Source organism: Methylobacterium variabile, from assembly GCF_001043975.1.
Lineage (GTDB): Bacteria > Pseudomonadota > Alphaproteobacteria > Rhizobiales > Beijerinckiaceae > Methylobacterium > Methylobacterium variabile.
Genome location: NZ_LABY01000230.1, coordinates 1 through 5,008, shown reverse-complemented (window position 1 = coordinate 5,008; position 5,008 = coordinate 1). Strand labels below are relative to the sequence as shown.

Below are 5,008 nucleotides of genomic sequence, written 5' to 3'. Positions count from 1 at the left end.
CGAGGCAGAGGATGCCCATGAAGCTGACGGCAGTCTTTTCGTAGCGAGTGGCGATGGCGCGCCACTCCTTCAGGCGCGCCCACAGTCTCTCGACGATGTTGCGGTTGTTGTAGATCCAGTCAGGACAGGCGACCGGCGCCTCGTTGCTCTTGGTCGGGATCGCTGGCCGTGCTCCAGCTGTCCAGATCGCCTCGCGGAAGCCGTGGCTGGAGTAGCCGCGATCGGCCACCACCCATTCGGGCAGGCTCGGGAGTTGATCGAGCAGCGGGAGGGCGTGGGGCAGTTCGTGCGCCTGACCAGGCGCGAGGCGGAAGCCGACGGGGCGGCCTCGCCCATCGGCGATCACGCAAGCCTTGGTGCCATAGCCGCCACGCGAGCGGCCAAGAGCTTCACGATCGTCTCGCTCGGCTCCAGATCCCCCCTTTTAACCGCGCCCGCCGCCTTCTGGTGAGCGCGGATGTTGGTGCCATCGAGAAACACCATGCCGAGGGCGACGCCGCGGCTCTGCACGCGATCGAGGAGGCGGTCCCAGACGCCGGCGCGCGCCCAGCGGATGACGATCTGGGCGGCCTGCCACCAGGGTCCAAGCTCGGCCGGGATGGCACGCCAGGCGGCCCCGTTCTGATGCCGCCAGAGAATGGCTGAGATGGTCCGACGCAGGTCCTGGGCGGGGTCTTGCCTTTTGGCCGACAGGCTTCGATCAGCGGTTCCAGCTCGGCCCATGGGGCATCCGTCAGCATCGCGTCTCCTCCGTCAAAGCGGGGAAACACTCGCAACCGCAATCAGTTCATGCGACAACAGGCCCTAATTTATTGATGTCGCAGCTTGAAGCGTTCTCTATGTAGGCAAGCCATGTCGCCGCATGCAAGCTCGACCACAGAGGCTTCCAGTCAGACCGCAGCTGTAGCCACAACAACGTTTCCACTTGCCAACGCTTGTATGCAGTTAAGTGATAAAATCAGCATCGTATTCGGCAATGCACAGCTTGCGGTGTTGTTCTCCTCCGGCGGTGGCCCAGTCGACGCGCCCTTGCGGCTCGCCCTAATCACCTTGCTGCAGTTCGCCGAGAATCTATCGGATCGCCGTGCAGCCAAGGTTGCTCGTGGCCACATCGATTGCCGACTATATCGCGGGTCAAGACATAGCTAATGTTGATCCGCTCTCGTCGAGCCCCTCGGGCTTTCCCACGAGGTGCCGTCGATGCCCCCACACACCACCACCCGGCGGAACAAGGAGGTCCAGACTGGCTCGCGCTCGACGCAGAAATCCAGGATCATAACCGCACCCTCGATGCCCTGACCGGCATCGCTGCTCCGACCCTGAAAGACCGCCCCCGGCATCGCCGCGGGCAAGACAGCCGAGATGCTCATCATAGTTGGGGACGATCCTGAGCGGATCCGCTCGGAAGCGGCCTTCGCCAAGCTCTGGAGCGCTCGCCCGATCCCGGCGTCCAGCGGGACGACGACGCGCCATCGCCTGAACCGCGGCGGCAACCGGCAAGCCAACGCGGGGCTCCACCGGGTTGTGATCGTGCGCCTGCCCTGCCATCCGCCGACGCTGGCCTACATGCAGCGGCGTCTGGCCGAGAGCCGGACGAAGCGCGAGAGATCATCCGCTGTCTGAAACGCTTCGTCGCCCGCGAGATCTAAGCCCACCTGCGAGCGGCTGCGCCCTGCACCAAACCCACTTGACGAATATAGGAGCATCTGTGAGTTCCCGCTCCCAAGCCAACAGCGAACCAGACCAGGACGCGACCGCATCGCCAAGCCGCCACTCTTGCAGATAGCAAGCGGATCACATCAGATCCTGATACGTGGCTGTAGTACTCACATGTGCCCATCTTATCATGCCGTCAGGTCCCGGGCAGCGTCACCCGCCGGGCGCGCCGGCGCTGGATCAGCAGGAAGGTGCCGAAGGCGAGCCCGATCACGAGGAGCGACACGCCCGTCGTCACGGTGCCGAGCGCGTAGATCTCCGGGGTCGTCACCGTGGTAGTGAGGCCTTGCAATTCGAGCGGCAGGGTGTTGCGCCCGCCGATCGCCTGGCTGGTGCGGGCGAGCTCGTCCCACGACAGGGTGAAGCCGAACAGGGCGACGCCGACGAGGGAGGGCAGGATGATCGGCACCACGACGTGGCGCAAGGATTGCGGCCCGGTGGCGCCGAGGTCGCGGGCGGCCTCCTCGTAGGCCGGGTTGAAGCGGTTGAACACCGCGAACATGATGAGCAGGCCGAAGGGCAGGGTCCAGGTCAGGTGGGCACCGAGCGCGGAGGTGAACAGCCCCATCACGGTGCCGTGGTCCTGCAGGAAGCCCCAGCCGGTCCAGGCGGCGAACGCCTTGATCCCCTCGTCGATCAGCCGGAACTCGAGGCCGATGCCGAGCGACACCACGATCGAGGGCACGATCAGGCTCGCCACCGCGGTGTAGAACAATGGCGTCTGCCCGAGGAACCCCTTGCGGAAGGCCAATCCTGCGAAGAGCGCGATGGTGACGGTGAGCGCCATCACGACGAGGCCGAGGGCGAACGAGCGCCGGAACGCCGCCCAGATGTCGACGACGCCGAGCCCGGCCCACAGGCGCGAGAACCAGTAGGTCGAGACCCCGTTCATCGGGAAGGTGAGGCCGCCCTGCGGGCCCTGGAAGCTCAGCACCAGGATCGTCAGGGTCGGCCCATAGAGAAAGAGCACGAACAGCCCGAAGAAGGCCGCCAGCACGTAGAACGAGAAGGGACGGGGACCGTCGCGGCTCATGGCGTCTAGAGCTCCCGGCGCAGGTCGATCAGGCGGGTGAGCGCCGCTATCAGCACCATCACGGCGCCGAGCAGCACCACCGCGTTGGCGGCGGCGGCGGGGAACTGCAGGTAGGACATCTGTACTTGGATCACCTTGCCGACCGAGGCGATCTGCTGCCCGCCCATGACGCCGACGGTGACGAAGTCGCCCATGATCAGCGTCAGGACGAAGATCGACCCGATGGCGATGCCGGGCTTGCACAGGGGCACGATGACGTTCCACAAAGTCTGCCAGGGCGTCGCGCCGGCATCGGTCGCCGCCTCGATCAGGGCACGGTCGATCCGCATCATCGAGTTGAAGATCGGCACGATCATGAACACCGTGTTGAGGTGGATGATGGCCAGCACCACCGAGAAGTCGGAGTAGAGCAGCCCCTCGACCGGAGTCCGGATCAGGCCGAGGCCCATCAGGGTGTCGTTGACGAGGCCGTTGCGGCCGAGCAGCGGGATCCAGGCGATCATCCGGATCACGTTCGAGGTCCAGAACGGGATGGTGCAGATCAGGAACAGCACCGTCTGCATCGCCGTCGAGCGGACGTGGAACGCCACGAAGTAGGCCACCGTGAACCCGATCGTCAGCGTCGCGGCCCAGCCGAGGAGGCAGAACTTCAGCGTCGACAGGTAGGTCCGGAAGGTGGTGCAGAGGTCGCCCCCCGACAGGCAGCCCTCGAACACGTCGACGTAGTTCTGCAGGGTGAAGGCCGGGATGATCTCGTACTCGTTGTACTCCCAGAAGCTGACGATCACGGTGAGCGCCAGCGGCACCAGGAAGAACGCGAGGAAGACCAGCCCGAGCGGCATCGCCTGCCAGTAGGCGAGGCGTCGCTGGCGCCGCGTCTCCGTGGCGAGGCCCGGGAGGGCCGGGGCGGCGGGCGCCGCCTCCGGCAGGGCGTGGGCGGAGGCCGCGGCCGTGCTCATGCGGCGATGAACTCGTTCCACTTGCGCACCATGTAGGTGTTCTCGTCCATCACCGAGTTCCAGCAGGCGACGGCGCCCATCCGCTGCTCGAACGAGCCGCCGTCGCGCACCGCGCCGGCCTTCTCCATCACGGTGCCGTCCGGAGCCTTGATGTCCTTCTCGGCCGGCTTGCCCTCCATCCAGAATGCCCATTCGTAGGGCTCCATGTGGGCTTTTGCCGTTTCCAGCACCGCCGAGTAGTAGCCCTGGCGATTCAAATAGGCACCGGCCCAGCCCGACAGGAACCAATTGATGAAATCGTAGGCAGCGTCGAGCTTCCTTCCGGTCAGGGTCTTGGGCAGGCCGAAGCCGGTGGCCCAGGCGCGGTAGCCCTCCTTCAGCGGCTGGTAGGTGCAGGCGACGCCCTGCGAGCGCACCTTGGTGACGGCGGGCGACCACATCGACTGGATCACTGTCTCGCCGGACGCCATCAGGTTCACGGATTCGTTGAAGTCCTGCCAGAAGGCGCGGAACTGGCCGGCGCGCTTGGCCTCGATCAGCACCTTCATGGTGCGGTCGATCTCCGCCTTCGTCATGTTGCCCTTGTCGGGATAGGTGTAGTCGCCGGTCGCCTCCACCACCATCGCGGCGTCCATGATGCCGATCGACGGGATGTTGAGGATCGAGGCACGTCCCTTGAACTCGGGGTTCAGCAGCTCCTTCCAGGACGTGATCGGGCGCTTGATCAGGTCGGGCCGGATGCCGAGCGTGTCGGCGTTGTAGGTGGTCGGGATCAGGGTGATCCACTCGGTCGGCGAGCCCGCGAACTTGGTCGAGTTCTGGCCTTCCAGATAGAACACCTTCTTGGGCGCCGTGCCCTGGTCGCCGATCTTCTTGCCCCCGACCTCGCCCTTGGTGAAGACCGGCGTGATCTTGTCGGCGTTCTTGATGCGCCTCGCATCCATGCCGACGAGGTTGCCCGACGGCATCAGCTTCTTGAGGCTGAAATACTCCGAGTCGACGATGTCGAAGGAGTTCGGCTGGGTGACGACGCGCTTCGAGACCTCGTCGGTCACGACCGGGATGTACTCGATCGTGATGCCGAGATCCTCCTTCACCTTGCGGGCAATGTCGCCGCTCTGGTTCACGGCGGTGCCGAGATAGCGCAGGGTTACGGGCTCGGCCGCGATGATCGCCGGGAAGCCGGTGATCGTCCCGGAGCCGGCGGCGAGGCCGGCCGCGGCGCCGGCCCCCTTCAGCAGCGTGCGGCGGGACAGGCGGGGCGTCTTCGTGTCGGTCACGTTGTCATTCTCCCTTGGAC

Annotated in this window: 4 protein-coding genes and 1 pseudogene; 1 reads left to right on the top strand and 4 read right to left on the bottom strand. The window is 65.5% G+C overall.

Annotation, left to right across the window (positions count from 1 at the left end):
• A pseudogene (locus VQ02_RS36235) lies at positions 1-740 on the bottom strand (IS5 family transposase); the annotation flags it as partial.
• Positions 741-1,362: 622 nt separating this feature from the next.
• On the opposite strand from VQ02_RS36235, the gene VQ02_RS38800 reads away from it, so the two are divergent.
• The gene (locus VQ02_RS38800; protein ID WP_048447580.1) at positions 1,363-1,623 is read left to right on the top strand and encodes a transposase; all 261 of its coding nucleotides are present in this window, start codon (positions 1,363-1,365) and stop codon (positions 1,621-1,623) included.
• Between the two features lie 229 nt (positions 1,624-1,852).
• Here the strand turns inward: VQ02_RS38800 and VQ02_RS28260 are convergent, their stop codons facing one another.
• From VQ02_RS28260 to VQ02_RS28250, 3 genes are read right to left on the bottom strand one after another with little or no spacing between them, the layout of a single operon-like run.
• Positions 1,853-2,749, bottom strand: coding sequence for an ABC transporter permease (locus VQ02_RS28260; protein WP_048447579.1), 897 nt, complete (start codon positions 2,747-2,749; stop codon positions 1,853-1,855).
• A 5-nt stretch (positions 2,750-2,754) separates the two neighbouring features.
• Positions 2,755-3,708, bottom strand: a complete 954-nt coding sequence (locus tag VQ02_RS28255; RefSeq protein WP_048447578.1) for an ABC transporter permease — start codon at positions 3,706-3,708, stop codon at positions 2,755-2,757.
• On the bottom strand, positions 3,705-4,988 hold the full coding sequence (locus tag VQ02_RS28250) for an ABC transporter substrate-binding protein (protein WP_048447577.1): 1,284 nt from the start codon (positions 4,986-4,988) through the stop codon (positions 3,705-3,707). Before VQ02_RS28250 ends, VQ02_RS28255 begins: the two co-directional genes overlap by 4 nt.
• Between the last annotated feature and the right edge of the window lie 20 nt (positions 4,989-5,008).

Coding starts and splice junctions, on each gene's coding strand:
- VQ02_RS28260 (WP_048447579.1), bottom strand. CDS start 2,749: ATGAGCCGCGACGGTCCCCGTCCCTTCTCGTTCTACGTGCTGGCGGCC.
- VQ02_RS28255 (WP_048447578.1), bottom strand. CDS start 3,708: ATGAGCACGGCCGCGGCCTCCGCCCACGCCCTGCCGGAGGCGGCGCCC.
- VQ02_RS38800 (WP_048447580.1), top strand. CDS start 1,363: ATGCTCATCATAGTTGGGGACGATCCTGAGCGGATCCGCTCGGAAGCG.